This is a genomic window from Listeria immobilis, from assembly GCF_014322765.1.
In the GTDB taxonomy this organism is placed as follows: domain Bacteria; phylum Bacillota; class Bacilli; order Lactobacillales; family Listeriaceae; genus Listeria; species Listeria immobilis.
Map to the genome: position 1 here is coordinate 120631 of NZ_JAASTZ010000005.1, position 22234 is coordinate 142864.

The window sequence follows — 22234 nt, forward strand, 5'->3', positions numbered from 1 at the left end:
GCTGAATTATTTTTCAGCATCTCTAATTAATTGTTTAATTTCGTTCCATTGTTCTTTCTCAGTACTATCTAGTAAGAATGGCGGATACTTACCATAGAGTTCTTTGTATCTTTCAAAAATCTGCTTTCCGGTCGGTGTGCTCATCATACTTTCAAGCCACGTTTTATAATCAATCACTTCAGTTCCCCCTCTAGCATATTAATAAATGAACCGTAAATCATCGGGAATTGTTTTCGGACCATGTCTAGTGATTCTTGCTTGTTCATTGCTAGCATAGCAAATAAATTAGCGAAAATCTCTTTTTCCACGCTTCCTTTTTGTTTCCAATAAGAGGCAGCATGACCAGCGTTTCCTTTTATTTTATTCCCTGTCAACCCTGAACAAATATCACTGAAATAGTCATCGTCTGCCCATTTTTCATGTTTAAATAGTTCTTCTATTTCATCCCATTTCGCTACCTTTTTTTCTATTTGTGTAGCTACTTTAAATCTATGATTTTCCCACGATTTGTATTTTGCAAAATCAATTAGATGTCCAGATTCATGAAGTAATACTTCTTGCTTATTATAATACTTCATAGCTTTATTTTGTGGATTGATTATGATTCTTTTGGAGGATGGTCGATAAGCATAAGCAATATTAACATCTCTTGCAATTTCAAATGAATCTGCTGTTACGTTGTTACTTAAAAGTTTCTTAATGTTGTTAGGTGCTTCTTGAGCAGCCTTTGCAACTTCTTTAAACGCTCCTTTTAAAGTAGCATTGTCTTCTGCTTCTTGTTTCTTTCTCTTATTAGTAGAAGCTTTAATTACTGACTCGTCAAATTCAGGTCCTGCTGTACATCTACATCTATAATCAGTACCTGGGATTGGAGCATTTGGATCATCATAAGAATAAATATTCCCATTTCGTGCATGGTGTGCCGGTCTAACTGAAGCATCTCCTGAATCTCTCCAAATAAAACCAGGTATCCCTGCTTTCTTGTGTCTCTCGGCTGTCATTTGTCCGAAAATAGTTCCTGTTTGGTCATTAGCAATAAATTCCGCCTTATTCTTAGATGTTCCAACTTGCTTGACAAGCTCATCTCTCATATCTTTAGCAGATTGCCCACTTTTGACCCCACGCATGATTATTTGCTCTGTTTTTGCGTTAAAATCATCGGAAATAGAGCCAATATAGCTAACATTCTCAGCGATGGACGCGTCCATAAATTCACTTAGCCACGGCTCGGACTGAGTGGGGTCAATACCTTGTGACCGCAATTGATTACCTATTTGTGCTTTATTTGTTGTATTCACCGCTCTAACGTGTTTGCTAGCGATAGAATATTTCTCCGATGGATTGAATAATCCAAAACTTAAAGCTTTCACTTTGTTTAACACCGCTTGAACTGCGTCACTTATTCCGTCTTCTCTGAGGTCGTCAGCGCGATTCTGAGAGGTTTTTAGTATTACATTAATATTCGTATCAAATTCATGTAAAAGCATGTCAGAAAGCGCTGTGGTAAGTTTTACTAGCTGTTTTTTGTAACTCTTTTCTAAATTATGTGGATAGCGAGTTATAGGAACACGTCTTTTAGCCATCCGCGTTCATCTTCACGTATGCGTCATATAAATGCTTAGCTAATTTATCAAGTTCTGTGCTATCACCACTAAATTTAGAAGAATTCTCTAATCCGAAACGGCCAAAACGTGTTTCTTGGACTTCTTCCGGGTCTAGAACACCATTCACAATGTAAATCTGGTCTGCTTCTGCTGTTAATTTCCTTACTTCCGCATCTGTTTTTCCGTCTAGATTCCACAGTGGGTTAAATTCAATAGCCCATTCAAATGAATCGGGGTCAATACTTGGTCCACAGTCATCACTTGCCCACATGAGCAATCTAGTTAGATACTCTAGTTGCGGTCTTAACCTATTTTCTTGGATAGAAGATACACGAGCATAGTAGTTCATAACGTCATATTGTGCGCCTGTCAGTGTGCCTGCTTCTTGTCCTTTTAGAACCGTCTTAGGCATTCGTACAGCACCAGCTAAGTAATCCCATCCGTAATCAAGCAAATCCTTCATTCCGCTAACGTTAGTCGATTCTTTAGAAAGCTCTTCATCAGACTTAATAATGGCTAGTGCCTCCGTGCGGAACATGAAGTCTAGCATTGCCGTTAGGTTAGCTTTATCGTCCTTATCTAGCCCGTCCACTCCGTCAGTCTTGTATACCTTAAATGCGAAGTCATAAAGAATTTGACCCACGCTCCAAAGCGACGTATCCATGACTGTGATAATGTCATACAGCGACTCAAATATGGACCTTCCTTTTGTCTCTCCCTCAAAGCGCAAACCTTGCTCATGAATTATCCTAGAACGATGAATTTGTTCAGAAGTAGAAGCTGTTGTTCCAGATAATATTTCTTCACCAAGTTGCGACACTCTATTAACCCCGAAAAACTCGACTTCACCAAAATGTTCACTGAACATATCTTGATTAAAGTAGAGTTGTGTTACTTTCTGTGTGTTAAAAGTGTTAATGTATGGAATACTCCTTATTTTCCTTATATCAATAGGTGTATTTAAATATGCTTGGTCGGGACTATTTGATACAACGCCGATGCTTAAAAATCCGTCACCGTAAAGCCTTTGGTCTGCATATAATTTTTGAAAACGGTCTTTTGTTTTTAACTTGCGCCATTTTGATTCAATAGCTTTTTTTATTTCTTTGTTTTCCGTTTTCAAAGTCCATCCGGCACGTACCATATCTTCCGCGATAATGTCTACTATATTCATTGCAACGCTGTTAGTAGCATATAAGTTCTCACAAGCTTTAATATCTAACTTTTGCCCATTTCCTGGCGTCTGCCTTGTGAGTTTATCGCGGGAATTTGCTTTTCCGTGGCCACTCATGAAATCGTTCCTATTTACTATTTTGCTGTCAATCTTTGCTTGCTTCGCTTTGTCAATTGAGTACATTCACTCACCACCTCACATCATTTTTTTGTATCTATCTAATAACGATTGTTGCCCTACCATCAGCTTAACAAGCGCTTGTGTTAGCGCATCTACATCATCATCATGACTAGTATTCGGAAATGCCACCAATTCTTCTACAACATCATCTGACCATGATTTGTATAATGGGTGTGGAAAATATACATTTCCAGCTTCAAAAAGCGGAGAAACCGCATTCGCTCTTGCTTCTTTTCCACCTTCTGGATCAACTGGAATCATACCAGTTAACCTGCCCTTTAACACCTGCATTACAGCTGGACCATTTGCTTTATCTTCAATGTACTTAGCAATTACATCTGGGTGTTTTGTTGTCATTCTGTTAATAGCGTTTATACTCGCAGGTAAGTCCATTCTGTCGTGTTCTCTGTCAATGAAAAAGAACTCTCCTTGCTTTCGTTTCCACACGTGACCAGCAACGAAATCGCTGTTTTTTGTGTCCTTGAATGTTAAGTCCCAAGATTGTGCTGATTTATCGAAAAGACGTGGTAATATTTTCACCTCATCACCTAAGCCATATTTCTTTTTAAAATCATTATCAGGTACATAGTACTTAATCCACTGTCGCTTGAATATATTCCCGTCAGCTGGGCTTGGCCTTTGTTGATACAATGCTGTCCAACCTCGGGATCCAGTAACTTCTTTAGTCTGTGCTGCCCATTTTTCATCTTTGCCGATTTCAGGAGCTAACGCTTCGCCAATTTCTCTACCCAGCAAATCATTTTCCTCTGCGATAGCGGGTATTTTTATTTCTTCCCACGGTAATGACATTTTCTTTAGTAGCCTTCCCGCCAAATCATCCTCATGCCAACGAGTCATAATTATAATTACGCTCCCACTAGCGGATAGTCTAGAATAAAAAGTATCTTGCCATTCTGAATACACCTTATCTCTCATCGTTTTACTGTCAGCATCTGCCCTATTTTTAACCGGGTCATCTACAATTAACAAATCACTTCCGCGCCCAGTTGCACCACCTAAAATTGAGGTACTATATAGTTCGCCTAAATGGTCCTCAATTCCCCAGTTACTCACACTAGATGACATAGAACTTATATTTAATCCAAATAAATTATTTGCGTACATTCTAAACTTTTCTCTGTTTTTTCTCCCGAATTTCTTGAAAAGTTCTTCTGAATAAGAAACAACCATAGCCAACTTATCCGGATTCCTCATTAAGAAATAAGCGGGAAAGGTCTCAGTGATTACTGTCGATTTACCATGCTGTGGTGGGATTTCAATAATATAATGTTTTTGCTCTCCATCGATTATTTTCTGAAGTTTTTCCGCAATCAATTTTTGATGCCTTAACAAGTTATATCTTTTCCCGTGCGACAAGTAAAAGAATTCTGCAAATTCCCTTCTTGCTATTTCTCTGATAGCTTCGTCGTAAAGATATTCTCTGTCCAATTCCTTGTTATTTGAGGCTAGCAGCATACTCCTTCAACTCCTCCGTAGACATTTGCGAGAAATCAGGGGAAGTACTAGCAGCTTCCGGTTTGATAATTCGTTCTTTATTTAAGCTCGTTTGAGAACGTATAAGACTTTTTTTAATTTCCGCTTGTTCTAAGTCGCTTTGCTGCTTAATCGCCCTAATAAGCTGATTGGTTATGTTGTTCAATGAATTCTCAATGCTTAGTATTCGATCTATCTTAGCAGTTACCTTCTCGCGTTCCTCGACCGTTACAAGCTCTTGTTTAAACAGGCGAACCTTTTTACCATCTTTTTCACCTATATATTCCTTGTCCCGCAACTGTTTAAGTGTGCTTTTCTCGACATCTGACATGGATTTTTCAATGTTTGCGATGCGCTCCATCATCCGGCGCTTTCTGATTTCCAGTTCTCGGATGGTTTGGTTAATGTGTGTTACTAAATTACCGTCCATGCTTTCGTATAGTTGCCGTTCCCTTTCAGTCATAAACTCCCAAGACAGAGTTTCGTATTCGCCAGTAGTGACAGCGTTTTTATTGCCAGGCGGGGCGCTACCTCCTACGTTGCCCACTGCATTGCTATTGCCAGGCGGGGCGCCTCCACGATTTCCTATAGCGTTACCGTTTCCTTTAAGTTTATGGTAACGTTCCTTTTCATTAGTAACGTTACTATTCGATTTAGGAACGCTTTCCACTTCATCGTCAATGGACCATTTTTCTGTCGATTTCCATTTTCGTATCTGATTAGAGGAACAACCTAATTTATTTGCAATATCAACCAGTTTCATTTTTCCAGCTGACTCTATCCACATATTTTTTGCTTCAATCCTACGTGGGTCACGTTTTCTTGCCATATCACTGTCACCACCTGTCTGTGTTGAGTTTGTTTTCTAGTTTCTTAGTATTTTATCCGCTTCAATTAAAATCTTTAAATCACTGACTGACACGCTCAGTTTTTCCGGATTTCCCTCGAGTAAAATTTTAAATCGCTGATGGCCACCGACTAAATTCCCTGTTTGCTTGTTCCAGATAAGTGGGTCGATGTATCCAAATTCTTCAATCGACTTTTTCAGCTTTTCGTATTCATGATCTCCAGCCTGCAAATCTATGCGAGGATTGTATGCTGCTGGATTAATTTTACTTACTTCTATTTCTTGAATATTCATTGTCTCGACTCCTTATACAAGTTGCTAAGTCTTTCACGCATTAAAAAAAACCTCCATTCTTATACGGAGGTTTTGTGTTTTTCTTATTTTCTCAACAATAACATCTTACCATGTAAATATTGCTATTTTTCTCGCAATTATTCCCGAAATATACCACTAATATTCCTAATTTATTCCACCCATATTCCACTTTTTCTTTTTGAACTTTGGTGAGAAATAGCAAAACAGTCCATCCTTACAGCAAACTGCTTAATTGCTTCTTGTTCCTCTTTATAATATAGCGTTTCGCTTATAGCTAGCTTGTAACAAATCGCATGGCGTGTCATACCTTTTAAAAATGTCATTTTAAATATTTCTCGTCTTCTTGATCTAACTTCTGCATTTGTAGTTTTGTAGTTAGTTAACGCATCAATAGCTTCATCAAATTCTTCAATATATAATTTTGCTTCTTCTAGTTCGGTCTGCGCAGTTATAATTGCTCTTTCCACATCAGATTGAAATTCTTTAAAACCGCCTCCAGGCATATCACTTATAGAAGTCGCCTGCAGTCCAGCTACGGCACGGCCATTTTTTTTGACAACAAATTTAGCGTACTGATATTTTTCTAATTCAATCCAAATGTTGCGTCTAGTAGAAGTAATATCAATTTCGAAATTAGTAGATTTAAATAATGAAAGTTGTTTCACCTGAGCGCCCTCCCGTGCTATAATTCAATTAACCACAATTGATTAGTAGCACGGGCTGGAGCAAACGCTCTGGTCTTTTTTTATATATTCAATTCTTTTACAGTTTCTGGACTTAAATAGATTCCGTCAACATGATACTTGTTTTTGAATGTTATCCATCCATTTTGGTGGGCTTCTGTGTGCATTTCTCTTGTTAAACAAATTAATCTTGATTTGCTATGATCATAATTCCGTCTATCTCTTCCAGCTCCGACACTATCAACGTGGTGTATTTCGCCTCTGCGACCTGTTACAGCGCATTTTCTGTATTTGATACATAAGAACAGGTAACGGTTAATATCGTCCGTCATTTGTAATCCTGGGAGCGACAGCGGTACGTCAAATTGAAAGCAGAACTCTATAATGGAACTTATGAAGTCACGAGCTTGTACTTTCGACATCTTCGCAGTACTGAAATCCGCTGGCAAATTTGCTTCTGCAGCATAGGCTACTTTCAAGGTGTCCTTTACTACTTTGCAATCATTTTTGAAGCTCTGAGGTCTTGTAGCCTCTGAATCATTGTACGTATGACGGACTATATCGCTAATCAAAGCATGAATCATTTTATTTTGACGTAATGTCCTGCTTTCTGTTTTATACATATCTATCACTCCTAAAAAGGAAATTCTCGCTCGTTTGGTTGCGTTCCTAATACCACAACACCATCTTTTTGAAGATAATCAGTAATATAAACAACATCTTCCCAGTACTCACGACCAGTATATGTTCCATTCTTATATTCTTGTAATACAAGCGTGTCTCCCACTTCAAAATTTCGATCGTTATTTCTTATTTCAAAGTTTTTCTTAAGAGCCCATTTTTCTTGAAAAAATTCTGGTAAGATTTTCAATTTATGCACCGTCATTTTGAAATCACCCGCTTATTCCCAGTTTCACGATGAATGATTTCCATTGTGTTGTTGAGATTTTTCACAACTAGCCAGTTTTCCGGGTTTAAGTTACTTTTTTTAAGTAATTTCGCTTGATTACGCGTTAACTTTTTACCATTTTTCAATATTACGACCTCCTAAATCTTTGTTATTTCTATTTTTAATATCCATTTTGCTTGACCAAAAATATTTCTCTTAAGCATCAATTCATGCTCAAATTCAATTGCTGGATTCTCTAAAATAAATCGATAAACAGCATTATCAAGCGCTTGTTTAGATTTTTCTTTTATGATTATTTTTCTCCCAATCTTAAGTTTCATTCCTCATCCTCCCATTTATAAGCAATTTCCTTCATAAATTCATCTGCATTTTGATAGCCAACTTCAATAAGCCAATTTTTTATTTCTGCGTAAGTGGAACAACAAGGTCCTAACAAATATATAGCATTTTCAAACTCATAACCATGTTTTAAAAACCATCCTTCTGATGATTGATCGCGGTAATCATATTTGCATGTTTCACTTAAATAATCATCTAATTCTTCGCGAGTCATGTTATAATCTGTTGGCGCTTCTATTACTGTAGAAATACGACAGAATAAACCGTTTGGTTGTTTTGAAATCATTCCTGGCATTTTTGTTCTACTCCCTGACATTTCGGACATTTTACATATTGTTCTTTTTTCAGTGAATTGGCATCGTATCTTGCGTAACTAACGAACATTTTTACAATTCCAGTTCCGTGACATAACTCGCACGTATTTATATTTGTAAGTTCTATTTTTGTATTTATTTTGAATGTCATTCTACCATCTCTAAATCTCTTACAAAGTAACAAACCGCCGAATGTCTAAAATCTACTAATGCTGTAACTGGAATGTTTTCAACGTCATAGATTTCTTTCACTGTTCCATACTCGCCCTTTTTAACAAGCTTTGTTTTGTATGTTGTTTTTACTTTGCTTCCTAATTGTATGTTCATTCTGACACCTCTCAAACTTCCTCAAAATCTCTTATATCAATTGCTTCCGTTCGAGATATTGTGAAATAATTTGGTAAATAATCATGTCGTTCAGCCCATTCCACAATTAACTCTTGCAATTCTAATTGGTGTCCCTCGTCTACATAATCCAAATAGTCCTCTGCCCAATCCCCGACTTCATCGCATACATCTTCTGCTATTCTTTCTAACAAATCGTTTGTTCGGTCTGGGATTGAAACATCTGATCTTTGCTGTGTATTTTAGTCATTCCGCTACCTCTTTCACCTTTTATTTTTGCTTACACCTAATGCATAAGCTCGACTTTTTATACCGTTATAACTTCTGTTCAATCGCTCAGTCATAACTTTTAATGTCAAAGAGTTATAATATTTTTTAATAAATTCGTCTTCTTGTTTTGTCCATTTGGATATTAGCGTCATTACATGAAACAAAATGAGCTAAATAGTCGTCTTCATCTTCTGTCCAGTTTCTATATTTACTTTTCACCTTTTTTAATTCGCGATTTGTTTTTTCGTATAATTTAAGCGCTTCTTTCAAGTCGCTTTCTGTTATTTCTTCGTCGTTTTTTAGTTTGTTACGTAATTCTTTATATGTTTCGTCAATTGTGTTTCGCGTCTTTGTTTGTGTCATTTTTAATCCTCCTTAATTAAGCTGATTGCAATTCCTTCACTTTAATTTTTAATGATTTGACCCATTTGTCTGCTGCTTTTTTTACTTTTTCAGGTGGTGTGCAATTGTGTTTCCCTCGCAATTGCACAATGTATCCATTTTTGTATTCCAGTGTGTAAAATGATTTCTCAATATTATTTTTTTCTCTAATGAAAATAATTGTGCTCTTGCCTTCGATATGCTGTTTAACGTAAGTACTACCACCAACGCAATGACTTAATGCCTTACCTTCTTTTATTAATTCTGATGCGAGTTTAGGAACAACGAACGCATAATCATCAATCACTTTTTCAAATGATTTTATTTTTTCAAAACGTGCTTTATACTTTTGTTCTTCAATTTCATGTTTCATTTGATATAGTAATTTAACTGCATTATCATGTGCTTTCACTAGATTTTTGGGCATTATAATGTTCTCGCTATCAATTGCTATATTTAAATCTCGCATTAAATTTAAGTAATCTAAGTAAAAAGAGAAGTCCACTTTGTTTTTAATAACCCAATTTTGAAAACGAACTATTCCAACGCCTTCCGGAATTTTGTTTATATCTCGATAATCAAGATATTCTTCGATCCCATGAACAACCTTTCCACGCCGTTGTTTAACTCTTCTTGCAAGCTCGAATTCCATAAAACCTTTATCTGAGTTCTTGAAAAATGGTTTGTTTTCTTTTAACCATCTTGCGTTAATTGTTCGCATGTCTACGGTTTTTCTGAAAGAGCCATTTGTATATTTCGTAACGGGGTACATAACTTCTTTGGCCAGCTGTCTAGCTTTTATTTTCTGCAAAAATTCGATTTCTACACGATACTTATACATAGTTTCGATTTCTCCAAATTCTAAGCGAGGGATTTCTAAGTACTTAAGTTCTGATTTTGTTCTTATTTTTTCTTTCCAATCATTCGAAAAAAATTCAATTGTTGAGTAAGGACCCCCATTCAAGCCACCATGAATTGCTGTTAAGCCAAACCAGTATTTATTATTGTGCCTCGTAACCTTCACATGTTCTCCTTCAGCGAATTGTTCCAAATTGACAAGTTCGAATTCAATTTTTTCTTTGCCTTCCTCTACGCTGTTCCAAAAAGCAAAACTTTGAATCTCGATTCGCTTGCTTGTAACTAATATAATTCCGAACACTCGAAGCTTTTCAAAAAATGTCAACCTTGAATTTTTTCTTAGTTTCTGCTCGAAAATTGGACAGTCCTTGCGATTAGACGATAGTATTGTTTCATTTTTGTTTGACCATTTAAAAATCGGTATTTGTGAGAAGCACCAGTTGAAAAAAGATTTCGGAGGCGTTAATTTATTAGCTATATAATAACTAGGTTCTTTCATCATCATAGGAAGTCCAGCAAATCTAATTGCTCAAATCCTTCTTGTAATTTTTCGTCTTTCTTTTTTTGCTTTGGTTTTGGCTTCTCAGCTGTAGTTTTAACAGTCGCTTTTGTGCTGCTTTTTGGCACTTTATCAGCTATAAAATACTTCCTTACCCACGAAAAAACCGTTTCATCATCAATCATGGCCACGCCTTCATGCTGTTGTTTTGAAGCTCTTGAGGAGCAGTATTTAACCGCCCCTTTGATACTTCTGCCCTCTTTTAAGACTCCTTCAAATATCGCTGATTCTTCTTGATCACAAAGCCAGTTATGAATAACGTCCTCAGCTCCCGAATGTATACCATTCATTTCATCCAACATTTTCTCTAGTGCCTTTTCTTTGAAATTTACTGTTTCAATTGTTGTCATGGTTATCCTCCTAACTGTCTAACTCCATTCTCATTTCGTTATATTCTGCCTCAACTTCTTCATCCGTCATATTGAGTGTTTCTTGCAAATTGAACTTTTCCGTATGCACAAGGGAAGCGATTTGATGCTGTGTCCCTATTCTCCGCTTACTCAACTGTTCCAATAGATTTTTTTCTTTCGTCTGCATTGTAAAAAACCTCCTCATGTACTTTTCCTCTGTATTGGAAACTCCTTAGACCTGGTTGCATTTCATATAATTCGCACTTGTCATTGATATAGCAAAAACCTGTTTCAAAATTAAATATCCAACGAATTTCTTTATTTAAAATGTGATTATAAAAACCGCAAACGTGTGTCACTTTCTTGCCGATTATCCTTTCTATTTCAGCGATAGCAACGGGATAATCCAACCTATCATTCTCATGAGTTTTAATAGGTTTTAGCTTCTCTTCTCTCCGCTTTTTTTCTTCTTGTTGCGTCGGGTAATAGTCCATTAAGTCGAATAAACTCAGCTCTTCATAATCCATTTTTCCACCTGCCATCATCATCTATAGGTTTCACAACTTCCAGCGCCTCTTTAGGGATTTGGTAAATACTATGTTGGAATCTAACCCTCGCATTAGCTGAACCCATTCGTTCAAGTTCGTAAATGTTTCCAACGCTAAAAGGTGCCCCCGGTATTTTTTTAGTAATTTCAACGTAATTTACTTTGTCCAAATTTTTCTACTCCTCTCACTGATGGATCATAGATATAGCCAATAACATTGGCTTGCAAGCGTTTTACTTTCTCGACTTTGCTTTTTGGCAACATTTTCTCAGCTTTTTTAAAAGCTTCATGAAACGTTCTAGCCTCCACTTCCAAACTGACATTTTTGCAAAGTCCTGATTTCCATGTGACTTTTAACCAGATTTTAAATGTCTTCCGCATTTGCAATAACCTCGTATCCATCAAATTTCCACGAATGCAGTTTTAATTGCTCCTCTAAATCTGTTTCTGAATAGCAGATTGTTTTGCTCATGTTTCCGCCTGGAAGCAACTTCCACAAAATAATAAACTTTGGAGTTGGACCATTAAATCCAATTTCTTGTACTCTTCCTTTAGTCGCCATTACCATTTCGTAATCCTCCTATCCCTTCCTGTCAGTACTATCGGTCTCGCATTCTTACTCATTCGGGAAACTATCCTCTGACCATTCAATTTCCCATATTTCGCCTCTATTTCTTTTGCTTTTAGATTCGTAGTAAATATAGTTGGCTTATCCGTACGACCGTTAGTAATATTGAATACTATTTCAGAAACCCACTCCCTATTTTTTTCGTTAACTGTTTCGACACCAAAATCATCAAGTATTAATAAATCTGCTTTGATATACCAGTTAATTAATTCCGATTTGCTAACTTCGCTATCTCTTGCAAAAGTTTCTCTTACGCTGTCTAACATTTGAGATACTGTTACAAACAAAACTAGATGACCTTGCTTAAGTAATTCTCTAGCAGCTGCATATGCCAAGTGAGTTTTTCCAGAGCCTGTTTTTCCTTGAAAAATAATTTTTTCGTTTGATGGGAAATTTTTTATAAATTCTTTTGTTTCAGCTAGCGCCTTTCGCTCTTCGTTCGTCTCTGGATCAAACGTTTCAAATGATTCGCTTTTTATTTCATCAGGAACATATGAATAACGTTCAATAATTCTAAATACGCGCTTTTTTTCTGTTTCATCATGTCGCTTCTGCATTTCTTGACGTATCTGTTTGTTATCACAATGAATGCAGATACTTGTTTCTTTTCCTTTGCGTTCGTAAACCGGAAATATATTTCCGCATTGATTACATGTTCTGTTTTCAACAAAACGAATATCGTTAAAGTTCACTTTTTCAAAATCACCAGCTGTACTCTTGCCCTTCTCTTGCAAACTCATTCTCAGCACCTCCGCTTTGGAACTTATTTGTAGGTTTCCTTTGCTCCTCATAATTTTTAGCTTTGTCTACTGTGTCGATATTGTGCTTAGTCCAATCCTTGAGAAGGTTTTGAACAAATCCATAGTATTTTGCGCTTTTTATTGCTGCATGTTCAACAGCAAATATAACAAGCTCTTTTCCTACTTCGTCTTGCCACTTAAATAAATCGTCAATTTGAAGTGGGGTTAAGTTTCCAATATTGGATTCAAAAATTCCAATTACATTTTTCTCCGCAGCCTCATCTGCTACTGCTATTTCTTTTTCTATTTCTTTTTCTTTTTCTAGTTCTTTTTGCGTTTCTGTATCTATACTGTATAGATACTCTATGGATAGCTTATCTATTTTGCATCCTTGTGATTTTGCTTGTTCGATATATTCCTTTGCGAACTCAGTGTTTTTCACACCTTTAAGTTCCTTATTCACAAGAGAAACCACCTTAGGACTCCCCGACCAGTTGTATTTACACCAATTTAGTAACATTAATTCTTTAGTCGACTCAGAATAGAGTATTTTTTCATATTCTATAAACTTTTTTAACAGTTTAGATACAGTATCCATACTGTATCCTGATTCTATTTCCATGATTTTTTTGGATATTTCGTATATACCGATTTGATTTGTTTTACTGTTAGTCATTAAATATAAGTAAAAATATTTTTCTTCTGCCGTTAAATCTAAGACAAAAGAATCTTGCCAAAAACTAACATGTATTTGCCTATAAACTGCCAAAAACGCTACCTCCTTTCACACGTACACAGGTATTCCAGTCATTGCTTGAATTTCTTTTTTAAATCGTTCTTTATCTCCGTTTTTATCAGAGATGTGCAACAAATGAATTTCTCTAAGTTGTGATAAATCGTTCGCTTTTAAAAAGTCTTTTACGTTTTCTAAGCTAAAATGTGATTGTAAAACACGCTTTTTTTGTACCGGATGTACAACTTTATTTATTACATTTTCTTCTAAAATATCTGCTGAATAGTTACACTCAATCATTAGATAATTGATGTTTTTGAACTTATATCTGACATAATAGCTATCTGTAATAAAAAGCAGTCTTTCGTTTTTTTGTTGAATCATAAAACCCAAAGGCTCTTCTGCGTCGTGTTCCGTTCTGAAAGGTAATACTGTCCAATCTCCGACGTTTTGAGCTTGCTTTTCTTTTAAAATGAACTGTCGGCTGTCTGGAACATTTAAAGCGGACAAGGTGCCTTCTGATGCATATATTTTAATATTTGAAGTTCGTAACATCTTTTTAACTCCTGCTGAGTGATCTCCATGTTCATGACTAATTAAACAACCTTCTACTGTTGATAAATCAAAGTTTAGTGCTTTTCTTATTTTGTCGAAGTTTATACCACATTCAATTAGCAATCGGGAGCGCCCGCTACTGATTACGTAGGCGTTCCCTTTGCTTCCACTTGCAATTGTCTTAATATTCATCAGTAAGGCCTTGCTGGCGGTTCTTCGTATGGTGCGTCCGCAGGTTCTGGTTCCAATTCATCCGGCTCTTTTACTTCTTCAAATTTAGGCATTTCATTTTTTTGTGTAGGCATATCTAGCACTTCTGAATTGGCATTTGCTGAAATTTCTTCTTGAACATTTCTTTCGATAGATGGCGTTGTACCTTGTTCTTCTTCTGTATACATAGCACCCAGATTATCCGGGAAAGCTTCGCGCATTGCGTTAACAATTGCTGTTTTACGAATCATTGTAAGGGGCATAGAGTTCCAAGTTGATTGTCGTTTGTTAAACTCTTTTTCACTTATTCTTACGCATACAGGTCTGGATCTATCTTTTCTAAAAATCTTTGCCCAGCCACCTAATAATTTGTCCTTATCTAGAGAAACCGCTCCTTCTATTTCAACAACTTCACCATTACGCTCGACAATAATTCCCGCTTCAAAACCGTCGTACTGTTCATGTGTTTCAGCACGTTTCATAAATGCCTCTTTCGAAACGATAATTTGTGCAGATGATCCTTTGAATTTTACCAAGTATGCCTCGTTTAAAAATGGGTTTAATTTTTGATACCTACAGAGTTGTAAAAACATTACTATTTCTTGGTCAGTAACTTCAGCTTCGCCGCTTACAAGATATTTTTTTATAATATTGCCAGAAAGTTTTACCTCCTCACCATTTACTTCAAAAACTGTCGATTTATTAAGCAAATCTACATTTGCAATATTGCTTACTTCATTAGTCATTACTTATGCCTCCACTCTCAAATTTTTATCGGATTCAGAAACAATTAAGCTTACTAATTGTGATTCTGTGTCGATTAGTTCCGTTATCGATTCCCGATTATCTACAAAAATCGGTGCTATTACTTGAACATGTTCGGTTAGCGCGTTGATGATGTCCAAACCGCCATTTACCCTTGCTGCATTGTTCAATCCAGAATTGTAAGGAACTCCGTTGTAAATCGTCTCGCAGCACTCATCAATACCACCGTTGATTTGAGTTTTAAATAGTTTAAATGAAACGTATTTGAATTTGCTGTTTATCTTGTCTTCAAGCAAATTGCATTTTGCTTTGTTGAATTTCTCGATTAGATATAAACCTTTTTCTAACTCGTTGTACATAGCGCTCTTCTCTGCTGATTCTTCTTCTAATTCTTGAATGCGTTTGTCTTGTTTTTTATTGCTATCAAATTTCGATAAATCCGCTTTTAAGTCGTTCGCTTCTGCTTGTAGTTCATCAATTTTTAATTGAATTTCTGCTACTGCAGTTACAGAAGAACCTTTTTCGTCACGCAATTTTTCTTCAATCATTTCCAGTTCTGCCTGTTTTTCGATGTAAGTAGTTGAATTTTCGACTTGCTGTAGCAGTTGATCAAGCTCTATTCTTTGTTGTTCTAACAATTCTAAGTTAGTTTGAAATACTTCTTGTTCTTTTCTGCAATTTGTAATGTCCGTTTCCAGACCTTCTATTTCTGTTTCAAGTTCATTTATTTTTACTTTAGTGTCCTTACCAAGTTGTTCATTTTCTTTGATTTTTTCAGCTTTTTCTTGATTAAACTTTGCAATCATTTCATTTATACGGTCTACTGGAAATTCTTGCGAACAGGTTGGACATGTTTTTCTATGCTCGTCAAAGTGCTCTAGTTGTAGAGAGTCCCATTCTGTTCCTAATTTATTTAGTTCTTGCTGTTTTGTAGCAATTTCACCTTTATTGTGCGTGACACAATTAGTTATCCTAGTAATTTCGTTTTCGACATCAGCTAACTTATTCTTTTCGTTAAAAATTTCTTCTCTTTTGTTCGCTAGTTTTTCTTGAACTTCTTTCTGCTCATTAGATTTAATTTTCGTGAGTTCGAGTTCAATGTTTACTTTTTGTTTATTAAGTTCTGTTTGCAATCCACCAGTTTTCAATACTGCTTTTTCATCTTCATACACGTATATTTGATCTTCAATAACATAAATTTCTCCTGAAAGGTCACTAGGACTCAAACCAGTTACATCTTGTTTTGCTTTAGTAGCTTCGTTTACCAGCTCGGGTATAAGTTCTAATCTTTTTCGTAAGTTCTTGCGTTGCTCATTAATCTGAATTAACTTATCTTCAATCGAATGCTTTCCAAGAAAAGCACTTAAATCATTTAATGATTTGTCTGAGTTAATAACATCTGCGTCGGTTACATCGCCGGCTACCTTAATTAACATTTCACGACGTTTCTTCCAGTCGAATTGCTCGTTAAAATACAATGGGTTTGTAATCAACTTAAAAAGTTCTTCGTCTAGTAACTCACTTATGAAAGTTTTGTATTCATTCGCTTTCTTTTTGATCTCGTCGATATAATATTCTGTTGTATGACTAGTTAATTCATGCTCTAACTTTCCTTTTGATTTGGTCCATTTTTCCATATATTTTTTCGATAATTCGATTTGTTCACCATCAATATTTAACTGTGCCGTTACGACATGATTTAATTTATGAATCACATTGCCTGATGTATCTAACGTTTTAATTGCGAAGTCTTTTTTATTCGTGCTGTCCTTGTCGAATAATAACCATGTGAAAGCATCCAAAATGGTTGTTTTACCCGAGGCATTAGCCCCGTAGATGGATGTGTTATCTTGAAAATCAATTTCTAACTCCTTAATTCCTTTGAAATTTTCGAGTTGCAATCTCAGTAATTTAATTGTTTTCATCTGCTTGCTCCTTTGCTTCCGTCTTAAATTTGTTATAGCCTTCTACAGACCCTCGAATGGCACTTTTAACCATTGCATCAATTTGACAATCGCAATCATGCTCATGCATAAATTCATATACAAGCGCTCTTGCTATATCATGGAACATTTCTAGTAATTCCTCTCTACTTCCTACTGCTGATGTTTCGCTAATCAGCCTTTCATCACGCTTAAAACCAAGCACTACAGTACAAGTTATATGTTCATTACAGAATGCTAGGTGATTTAATTTGGCCACAAGCTCCCTGGCTTCTTTTGATGCTTGTTGTTCTATATATTCTCTCGTCATTTCATTTCCTCCAGTTTTTAAATTCTCCATGAATTTCTATTAGAATTTTTTATTTCATTTTCAAGTTCATTCAGTTCTTGCAATTTATTTGTATGATTTTCTATACGGCTCAATAATTGTGCAGGCGGTTTAGAATTTGCTTGCTTATACTTGTGCAGGTTTATTCCTAGTGCTTTAATACGTTCTTCTGAATGTATTCTTGCGCTTTTTACTAGATCAAGTAATACTTCTCTTCCCAAGAGCATAATAAAAACCCTCCATTCCTTGTAAATTCGGGGCTAATCGCATATAATATAAGTAACTTAACTCTTATATTTAGCGAATAGCTATATAGATTAGACTCGTGTTAGCGCACGAGTTTATTTTTTTGTCGCGATTACCAATACTCATTTAATTCGCCATCCCATTCTGAAAATGCTGTCATTGTGTTCTGTACTTTCTTACTTGCGTTATGCATGTTAGCAATCCACGTTTGAATAATCCCTGGACTAACAGTTGATGCAAATGTATCTTGTGCAAAATGTTCCCAGTTTTCGTGAAGCATATTTACTTTTATGCCCTTAAATGTCTTTCTGCCACTTGAATCGTCCACTGGTGTAATTCGTACGATATATGACTTCTCATTATTAACATTTACAAGTTTTTGAACTGGTCTTATTTCTTCCATTTTCGAAATCCTCCTTCTTCGCTTTTAAAAGCTACTATTAATGCTACGAATATTCCAAACCCTACGAAAAGTAGTCCTACACTCATTTGTACATCCAACTTTCATACCAATTAGAAAATCCAACTTTTTTTATCTTCTTATACCAGTTTTTAACGTTTGTTATTACGGACATTATTCCGAGCAACACGAGTATCCAGATTATTACTATCCAAATCGGTATTGACATCTTCTTTTTCACTCCTTTTTTGACACGCATATATTGAAAGATTTAATATTATTCCTAGCACGATAGCTATATTTACAACTGTTAACATTTACTCACCACCTATTCTTCGTGGCACGATAATTTCACGTAAGTGCCCATCTACTATATTTTTAGTCACTTCAAATTTTTGATTAAACTTATCTGCTCTTTTTTTCTGTTCTTCTTGATTAATGTTTTTAAATCGTTCTTTAACAACATTATTTAGTTCTGTAAAATTAATATTTTTCGATTCGTAACCTTCGTAGTTAGCAGATACAAGAACTTTATTCATTTTTATCACTCCTTATTAAATCCATTTTTTTTGCTTCCACTTCTTGTCTTGCTCACTAATCAATTGATATGCATCAATATTTAAATGATCACTTGCATAAAACAAAAGATTGTAGCCCCAACCTAGCACGTCTATAAGCTCTTTTAAGTTATTCCTTGCCGTCAATCTCTCATTGCTAGTTAACTGATTAGCTGGCTTTACAAAGACTTTCATTACTTCATCAATACTTGCATTAAACTCGTTAGCTTCTTGCTCGTACATCACTAGAAAGCTCAATGGATTATGATTGACCGCTTGTCCTGCGAAAACATCCGGAATAAGTTCACTAAATTCGTGTGATAACGCTAATTTAAATAAATTACTTTCTACGTTCTTTAATGCTGTTGTAGCAACATCTTTTTGCATTTTTCGTCTTCCTGTCATCATGTGGCTAACATTTGCCCGGCTTGTTAAAAATTTATCTGCTAATTGTTTTTGTGGTATGTTGCCTGTATACCTCATCACTTTTGAGGCATTTATTGATTCTTTTATTACCGTTGCCACTTTTTCACTCCTTTCAAATTTTATTTTTATTTGTGATATAATCACTGCATTAGGAGGAATTCAAATGAACATAATCATTTTATTTATAACTACATTTCTATCATTTTGTGCAGGTCTTGGATTAAATATATTTAAAGAAAGGCAAACACTTAAAATGAAGGCTACTCGTCTTAAACATGAGGAGCTTTACCTACCCTTATCTCTTTTCTTGGATGAACTTTTTTATAAATATGGCGCGTATAATTTCAATGACTTAACTTCCAATGAACAAACAGAAATCATCAATTTTCTAAGACATAATGCACAGTATATGAATTCTAAAATAATGACTGCATATTACGAGTTTCGTTCATCATTAGCACATCAAAAAAATGAGGATGATATCGAATTGACCAATAAAATTTTTGAAATATTGAGCGGAAGAATTTTTACATACTTTTTAAAACTTCAACGAAAACTAGGTTTGCCAAAACCAGTAATTAATCCCAACTATTCCTCACTTGATAAAATAGAAAATAGTACAAATAATCCAGCCAATTAAACTTATTAAACTAACAATTTGATACTTAATTCTTTTGCGATATTGAAAATTTGCTTCTGCTAAACCAGCGAATACTACTGGGTTTCTCAGCACAAAATGTTTGCAGGTTCGCATGGCAGAAGTTTTCTCAGCAGTTGATGCTTTGACATACCACTCTTCAAGTTCGGTGGTTCTTTTTATTCTTTCTTCTCTATTTAGTGTCGGTGAGTAACCACATGTTTTTAACATCCAAATAAATTCTCTAGATGTTATAGGTTCAACCTCGAAATATTCTCGCCTTTTTATTATTTTCATTTTCTCACCTCTAATTCTTGTTTTTATTTGTGATATACTTCCCGTGAAGGGAGGTATATACATGGACCTTGATAAAGAATTAAATAAGTTAGCCTTAACAAATCTTGAAAATTTGAAAGAAGAAATATATAAAGCAGTTTCTGAAGCAGTTAAAGATGTTAAAACTTCAGAAGATAAGGAAAACGAAATATTTGCTTTAATCGCTAAACTTTCAGTGTTATCTGCTCACCATAGTATTTCTTTTACAAAAGAAGCTATAAATGTTGTTAAAAACGTAAATCAATAGCTTTCTTAACCGTTTCAAGTATTTTTTCCTTTGAAACGATTTCATATTGTCGTAACAAGCTATTTCGTGTTGCCTCACGGGTAGCTTGTTTTCGCATTTTTGCTTTATATCTCGTTGGTTGCATCTCCTTCACTCCTTTCCGATGTAGAATTTATCGGGTTTATCAAAGAGTCGTAATTAATTTTGCTGTGGATTCAACAAGTTTTGAAAGGGTCTCAATCTCTTTATCACTTGTTGAATTCTTTTCTATTCCAATTGATAGTCTTGTGATTGCTAAAAGCAGTTCCTTTTGTGTAAGTACTATTAGTTCTTGATTTTCTATCAACTTTCCTCAACCCCTAATTCTTATTTTCATTTGTGATATACTTCCCATGAAGGGAGGTGAAAATAATGGACAAAGAACACCTTGAACTTCTTATTGAAATAGCAGCGGCTAACGCAACAGCCGATGTGTCTGAAATGACGCTAGACGCTCTGAAACAACAGCAAGAATCCGGTAATAGTCAAGACTTGAACGATATTCTCGCTCTGCGAGATCAGTTATTTGTTCAAAGACTTCTCTATCATGTTCTAGTTGATATTGGAGTAACAAAAGAGTAATTTTTTCTTTCACTTTTTTATTGGAAACTTCAAGAATGCTAGCCTCCTGACTTAGCTCTAAACTACTCACAATAGTTTGGAGCATTTTGTTTTGTTGAATTAATAGCTTTTCAAGTTCATTTACTAAATGATTTAGATTTTCCATTTCCTCACCCCTCTCGATGTATCATTTTCGTTGAGCAGGCTACCATTCAAATAGCTATACTTACTTAAGTCGTCTGAGCCTCTCGTAATAAGTCATCTGTTGTTACTCCTAAGGCGTCTGCTAATTTTTTAGCGATAATTAAGCTTGGCATAACATTTTTATTTTCAATCCCACTAATCGTTGTTTGTGGAACACCGCTTTTGTCACAAAGCATCGATTGAGACCACCGTTTTTGAATCCTATACATTTTCACTGTTTTCCCAATGGACAAGTCACTCACCACCTAACTATATATCGTTAATATATTTATATAATAAACGATATATTGTTAATTGTCAACTATATATCGTTATTTACCGTTTCTTTTTAATTTTCTGTCCTATACTAGAATTAACTATATTTCGCTAGGAGTTGTTTTTGATGAAAACTGATGCTGATTTAATTTCGGAAAAATTATTAATTCTAATAGAAGAGAAAAACTTAACAATTAATCGCCTTGCTACTTTAGCTGGATTAAAACAATCAACACTGAACTCCATTTTTACTGGCGCTAGCAAGCGTCCTACCATCACGACCGTTCGTAAACTGTGTCAAGCCTTAGAAATTTCTGTACATGAATTCTTCGACTTCCCACCATACAATGAGGTGGAGAAATGAAAGGAGGTGGTACATATGGCTAAAATTCCTTATGTTGATTCTAATGGTAGTATTTCGGTTGAAGTCGAATTGCAACATGCTTCTGATGTGTTCTTAGTAGATTCTTATAACTATCAAAAAATGAATTCCGGGAAGAAGTTCAACTATTTCGGTGGTCACTTTAAAAGAAACCCTGTTAGAATCTCAGTAGAAGGCACTGGCAGATGGTATTTGATTGTTCGTGGTGGCGGACAATACAAATATCGTTTCTACTAATTTATAGAGAGGGCTTCTTAGTCCTCTTTATACACGGCGTTATCTTCTAATACTTCAATCACTTCCTCCACAATCTCTTTTAAATTTGAGATTGTAAGCCCTCCTTTTTTACAATGATCAAGAATCATTATCTTTAGACTCGTTTTATCACTTTCTAGTGCTGCCTTTTTTATATTAATTTCCATTCTCTTCACCTCATTCTTTTGTATATTCTTTTGCGACTAATTAACCCAATATATGTTTTTACAATCTTGACTCATTTCCTTCAAATAATAAGTAAGTAATTCTGCAATTTCCGATGTATCATTTTCGTTGAGCATGATACACAAATGTAAATTAATATTGATTCATTAAGTTACATGTTTCTTTTCGTTACATTCATTGCCAAAAAAAAGAGTCCAATTAAATCCAAGTTCTTTACCTATTTTTTTAGCAACTTCTACACTTGGATTACGACTACCTAATTCATACGAAGTATATGTTACTCTGCTAATGCCAACTTTGTTTGCTACATCCTTTTGACTTTTATTATTTTTGGTTCGTATTTCTTGTAACCATATACGCATTACATCACCTCCAAAAAGTTACGATTCGTTACTATTACAGTATATGTCACAATTAGTAACTTGTCAACAGTTATTTGTTACAAAAAGAAA

The 22234-nt window shown here is 35.2% G+C and carries 44 protein-coding genes; 4 read left to right on the forward strand and 40 right to left on the reverse strand.

Annotation, left to right across the window (positions count from 1 at the left end; genetic code table 11):
• Positions 1-6: 6 nt before the first annotated feature.
• From HCJ50_RS05065 to HCJ50_RS05220, 33 genes are all read right to left on the reverse strand, one after another.
• Positions 7-177, reverse strand: a complete 171-nt coding sequence (locus HCJ50_RS05065) for a hypothetical protein (protein ID WP_187127487.1) — start codon at positions 175-177, stop codon at positions 7-9.
• The gene (locus tag HCJ50_RS05070; RefSeq protein ID WP_187127488.1) at positions 174-1583 is read right to left on the reverse strand and encodes a phage head morphogenesis protein; all 1410 of its coding nucleotides are present in this window, start codon (positions 1581-1583) and stop codon (positions 174-176) included. The genes HCJ50_RS05065 and HCJ50_RS05070 overlap by 4 nt, the downstream gene beginning before the upstream one ends.
• Positions 1576-2961 (reverse strand): DUF1073 domain-containing protein, encoded by a 1386-nt coding sequence (locus HCJ50_RS05075; protein WP_187127489.1) that lies wholly within the window; start codon positions 2959-2961, stop codon positions 1576-1578. The genes HCJ50_RS05070 and HCJ50_RS05075 overlap by 8 nt, the downstream gene beginning before the upstream one ends.
• 12 nt (positions 2962-2973) lie before the next feature.
• Complete coding sequence (gene terL / locus HCJ50_RS05080) at positions 2974-4434, reverse strand: phage terminase large subunit (RefSeq protein ID WP_222713051.1); 1461 nt, start codon at positions 4432-4434, stop codon at positions 2974-2976.
• A complete protein-coding gene (gene terS, locus HCJ50_RS05085; protein WP_187127490.1) occupies positions 4415-5281 on the reverse strand; it encodes a phage terminase small subunit in 867 nt (288 codons plus the stop codon). The genes terL and terS overlap by 20 nt, the downstream gene beginning before the upstream one ends.
• Before the next feature lie 36 nt (positions 5282-5317).
• Entirely contained in the window at positions 5318-5593 is a 276-nt protein-coding gene (locus tag HCJ50_RS05090) for a ParB N-terminal domain-containing protein (RefSeq protein WP_261983653.1), read from the reverse strand.
• 170 nt (positions 5594-5763) lie between these two features.
• Positions 5764-6279 carry a DUF1492 domain-containing protein gene (locus HCJ50_RS05095; RefSeq protein WP_187127491.1) on the reverse strand — a complete coding sequence of 172 codons (516 nt, stop codon included), beginning with the start codon at positions 6277-6279 and terminating at the stop codon, positions 5764-5766.
• Between the two features lie 80 nt (positions 6280-6359).
• Positions 6360-6920: a putative HNHc nuclease gene (locus HCJ50_RS05100; protein ID WP_187127492.1), complete on the reverse strand. Its 561-nt coding sequence runs from the start codon at positions 6918-6920 to the stop codon at positions 6360-6362.
• Positions 6921-6931: 11 nt separating this feature from the next.
• Positions 6932-7183, reverse strand: a complete 252-nt coding sequence (locus HCJ50_RS05105; protein ID WP_187127493.1) for a DUF3850 domain-containing protein — start codon at positions 7181-7183, stop codon at positions 6932-6934.
• Entirely contained in the window at positions 7180-7332 is a 153-nt protein-coding gene (locus HCJ50_RS05110; RefSeq protein WP_187127494.1) for a DUF6906 family protein, read from the reverse strand. The genes HCJ50_RS05105 and HCJ50_RS05110 overlap by 4 nt, the downstream gene beginning before the upstream one ends.
• 12 nt (positions 7333-7344) lie before the next feature.
• Complete coding sequence (locus tag HCJ50_RS05115; RefSeq protein WP_187127495.1) at positions 7345-7527, reverse strand: hypothetical protein; 183 nt, start codon at positions 7525-7527, stop codon at positions 7345-7347.
• The gene (locus tag HCJ50_RS05120) at positions 7524-7841 is read right to left on the reverse strand and encodes a hypothetical protein (RefSeq protein ID WP_187127496.1); all 318 of its coding nucleotides are present in this window, start codon (positions 7839-7841) and stop codon (positions 7524-7526) included. The genes HCJ50_RS05115 and HCJ50_RS05120 overlap by 4 nt, the downstream gene beginning before the upstream one ends.
• Before the next feature lie 166 nt (positions 7842-8007).
• Complete coding sequence (locus HCJ50_RS05125; RefSeq protein WP_102585853.1) at positions 8008-8187, reverse strand: hypothetical protein; 180 nt, start codon at positions 8185-8187, stop codon at positions 8008-8010.
• An 11-nt stretch (positions 8188-8198) separates the two neighbouring features.
• Positions 8199-8399, reverse strand: a complete 201-nt coding sequence (locus tag HCJ50_RS05130) for a hypothetical protein (protein WP_187127497.1) — start codon at positions 8397-8399, stop codon at positions 8199-8201.
• Between the two features lie 181 nt (positions 8400-8580).
• Positions 8581-8838, reverse strand: a complete 258-nt coding sequence (locus HCJ50_RS05135) for a hypothetical protein (protein ID WP_187127498.1) — start codon at positions 8836-8838, stop codon at positions 8581-8583.
• Between the two features lie 16 nt (positions 8839-8854).
• On the reverse strand, positions 8855-10015 hold the full coding sequence (locus HCJ50_RS05140; RefSeq protein ID WP_315984907.1) for a PcfJ domain-containing protein: 1161 nt from the start codon (positions 10013-10015) through the stop codon (positions 8855-8857).
• 200 nt (positions 10016-10215) lie between these two features.
• A complete protein-coding gene (locus HCJ50_RS05145; protein ID WP_187127499.1) occupies positions 10216-10623 on the reverse strand; it encodes a Cas9 inhibitor AcrIIA9 family protein in 408 nt (135 codons plus the stop codon).
• Positions 10624-10633: 10 nt separating this feature from the next.
• Complete coding sequence (locus tag HCJ50_RS15640) at positions 10634-10810, reverse strand: hypothetical protein (RefSeq protein WP_194334190.1); 177 nt, start codon at positions 10808-10810, stop codon at positions 10634-10636.
• Positions 10770-11150, reverse strand: a complete 381-nt coding sequence (locus tag HCJ50_RS05150; protein WP_187127500.1) for a hypothetical protein — start codon at positions 11148-11150, stop codon at positions 10770-10772. The genes HCJ50_RS15640 and HCJ50_RS05150 overlap by 41 nt, the downstream gene beginning before the upstream one ends.
• A complete protein-coding gene (locus HCJ50_RS05155; protein WP_187127501.1) occupies positions 11140-11340 on the reverse strand; it encodes a hypothetical protein in 201 nt (66 codons plus the stop codon). Before HCJ50_RS05155 ends, HCJ50_RS05150 begins: the two co-directional genes overlap by 11 nt.
• The gene (locus HCJ50_RS05160) at positions 11318-11551 is read right to left on the reverse strand and encodes a hypothetical protein (RefSeq protein WP_261983654.1); all 234 of its coding nucleotides are present in this window, start codon (positions 11549-11551) and stop codon (positions 11318-11320) included. The genes HCJ50_RS05155 and HCJ50_RS05160 overlap by 23 nt, the downstream gene beginning before the upstream one ends.
• A complete protein-coding gene (locus HCJ50_RS05165) occupies positions 11535-11738 on the reverse strand; it encodes a hypothetical protein (protein ID WP_187127503.1) in 204 nt (67 codons plus the stop codon). The genes HCJ50_RS05160 and HCJ50_RS05165 overlap by 17 nt, the downstream gene beginning before the upstream one ends.
• Complete coding sequence (locus HCJ50_RS05170) at positions 11732-12538, reverse strand: ATP-binding protein (RefSeq protein WP_187127504.1); 807 nt, start codon at positions 12536-12538, stop codon at positions 11732-11734. The genes HCJ50_RS05165 and HCJ50_RS05170 overlap by 7 nt, the downstream gene beginning before the upstream one ends.
• Entirely contained in the window at positions 12501-13307 is an 807-nt protein-coding gene (locus tag HCJ50_RS05175; protein WP_187127505.1) for a DnaD domain-containing protein, read from the reverse strand. Before HCJ50_RS05175 ends, HCJ50_RS05170 begins: the two co-directional genes overlap by 38 nt.
• Positions 13308-13322: 15 nt before the next feature.
• Positions 13323-14018, reverse strand: a complete 696-nt coding sequence (locus tag HCJ50_RS05180; RefSeq protein ID WP_187127506.1) for an MBL fold metallo-hydrolase — start codon at positions 14016-14018, stop codon at positions 13323-13325.
• Positions 14018-14782: a phage recombination protein Bet gene (bet, locus tag HCJ50_RS05185; RefSeq protein WP_187127507.1), complete on the reverse strand. Its 765-nt coding sequence runs from the start codon at positions 14780-14782 to the stop codon at positions 14018-14020. The genes HCJ50_RS05180 and bet overlap by 1 nt, the downstream gene beginning before the upstream one ends.
• Positions 14783-14785: 3 nt before the next feature.
• Positions 14786-16726: an AAA family ATPase gene (locus HCJ50_RS05190; RefSeq protein ID WP_187127508.1), complete on the reverse strand. Its 1941-nt coding sequence runs from the start codon at positions 16724-16726 to the stop codon at positions 14786-14788.
• Complete coding sequence (locus HCJ50_RS05195; RefSeq protein WP_187127509.1) at positions 16713-17054, reverse strand: hypothetical protein; 342 nt, start codon at positions 17052-17054, stop codon at positions 16713-16715. Before HCJ50_RS05195 ends, HCJ50_RS05190 begins: the two co-directional genes overlap by 14 nt.
• A 17-nt stretch (positions 17055-17071) precedes the next feature.
• Positions 17072-17299 (reverse strand): hypothetical protein, encoded by a 228-nt coding sequence (locus HCJ50_RS05200; RefSeq protein ID WP_187127510.1) that lies wholly within the window; start codon positions 17297-17299, stop codon positions 17072-17074.
• Between the two features lie 131 nt (positions 17300-17430).
• Complete coding sequence (locus HCJ50_RS05205) at positions 17431-17721, reverse strand: hypothetical protein (RefSeq protein WP_187127511.1); 291 nt, start codon at positions 17719-17721, stop codon at positions 17431-17433.
• Between the two features lie 149 nt (positions 17722-17870).
• Entirely contained in the window at positions 17871-18035 is a 165-nt protein-coding gene (locus tag HCJ50_RS05210) for a hypothetical protein (RefSeq protein WP_187127512.1), read from the reverse strand.
• Positions 18036-18257 carry a hypothetical protein gene (locus HCJ50_RS05215; protein ID WP_187127513.1) on the reverse strand — a complete coding sequence of 74 codons (222 nt, stop codon included), beginning with the start codon at positions 18255-18257 and terminating at the stop codon, positions 18036-18038.
• Between the two features lie 15 nt (positions 18258-18272).
• Positions 18273-18800: a hypothetical protein gene (locus HCJ50_RS05220; RefSeq protein WP_315984908.1), complete on the reverse strand. Its 528-nt coding sequence runs from the start codon at positions 18798-18800 to the stop codon at positions 18273-18275.
• 64 nt (positions 18801-18864) lie between these two features.
• Between HCJ50_RS05220 and HCJ50_RS05225 the strand changes: the two genes are divergently transcribed.
• Entirely contained in the window at positions 18865-19341 is a 477-nt protein-coding gene (locus tag HCJ50_RS05225) for a hypothetical protein (protein ID WP_187127514.1), read from the forward strand.
• On the opposite strand, the gene HCJ50_RS05230 is transcribed toward HCJ50_RS05225, so the two are convergent.
• A complete protein-coding gene (locus tag HCJ50_RS05230; protein WP_187127515.1) occupies positions 19297-19635 on the reverse strand; it encodes a hypothetical protein in 339 nt (112 codons plus the stop codon). The two genes, HCJ50_RS05225 and HCJ50_RS05230, sit on opposite strands and share 45 nt — an antisense overlap.
• A gap of 61 nt (positions 19636-19696) precedes the next feature.
• Between HCJ50_RS05230 and HCJ50_RS05235 the strand changes: the two genes are divergently transcribed.
• Positions 19697-19921, forward strand: a complete 225-nt coding sequence (locus tag HCJ50_RS05235; RefSeq protein ID WP_187127516.1) for a hypothetical protein — start codon at positions 19697-19699, stop codon at positions 19919-19921.
• Here HCJ50_RS05235 and HCJ50_RS05240 read toward each other — a convergent pair.
• From HCJ50_RS05240 to HCJ50_RS05255, 4 genes are all read right to left on the reverse strand, one after another.
• Complete coding sequence (locus tag HCJ50_RS05240; protein ID WP_187127517.1) at positions 19902-20045, reverse strand: hypothetical protein; 144 nt, start codon at positions 20043-20045, stop codon at positions 19902-19904. The two genes, HCJ50_RS05235 and HCJ50_RS05240, sit on opposite strands and share 20 nt — an antisense overlap.
• 39 nt (positions 20046-20084) lie before the next feature.
• A complete protein-coding gene (locus HCJ50_RS05245) occupies positions 20085-20246 on the reverse strand; it encodes a hypothetical protein (protein WP_187127518.1) in 162 nt (53 codons plus the stop codon).
• Positions 20247-20354: 108 nt separating this feature from the next.
• The gene (locus HCJ50_RS05250; protein ID WP_187127519.1) at positions 20355-20666 is read right to left on the reverse strand and encodes a hypothetical protein; all 312 of its coding nucleotides are present in this window, start codon (positions 20664-20666) and stop codon (positions 20355-20357) included.
• 64 nt (positions 20667-20730) lie between these two features.
• Positions 20731-20946, reverse strand: coding sequence for a helix-turn-helix domain-containing protein (locus tag HCJ50_RS05255; protein ID WP_315984909.1), 216 nt, complete (start codon positions 20944-20946; stop codon positions 20731-20733).
• 140 nt (positions 20947-21086) lie between these two features.
• Between HCJ50_RS05255 and HCJ50_RS05260 the strand changes: the two genes are divergently transcribed.
• Both HCJ50_RS05260 and HCJ50_RS05265 read left to right on the forward strand, forming a co-directional pair.
• Positions 21087-21323 (forward strand): helix-turn-helix domain-containing protein, encoded by a 237-nt coding sequence (locus HCJ50_RS05260; RefSeq protein ID WP_185363014.1) that lies wholly within the window; start codon positions 21087-21089, stop codon positions 21321-21323.
• A gap of 15 nt (positions 21324-21338) precedes the next feature.
• Positions 21339-21578 carry a DUF1883 domain-containing protein gene (locus HCJ50_RS05265; protein WP_187127532.1) on the forward strand — a complete coding sequence of 80 codons (240 nt, stop codon included), beginning with the start codon at positions 21339-21341 and terminating at the stop codon, positions 21576-21578.
• Between the two features lie 17 nt (positions 21579-21595).
• Here the strand turns inward: HCJ50_RS05265 and HCJ50_RS05270 are convergent, their stop codons facing one another.
• Both HCJ50_RS05270 and HCJ50_RS05275 read right to left on the reverse strand, forming a co-directional pair.
• Positions 21596-21763, reverse strand: a complete 168-nt coding sequence (locus HCJ50_RS05270) for a hypothetical protein (protein ID WP_187127521.1) — start codon at positions 21761-21763, stop codon at positions 21596-21598.
• A gap of 165 nt (positions 21764-21928) precedes the next feature.
• Entirely contained in the window at positions 21929-22144 is a 216-nt protein-coding gene (locus HCJ50_RS05275; RefSeq protein ID WP_187127522.1) for a helix-turn-helix transcriptional regulator, read from the reverse strand.
• Between the last annotated feature and the right edge of the window lie 90 nt (positions 22145-22234).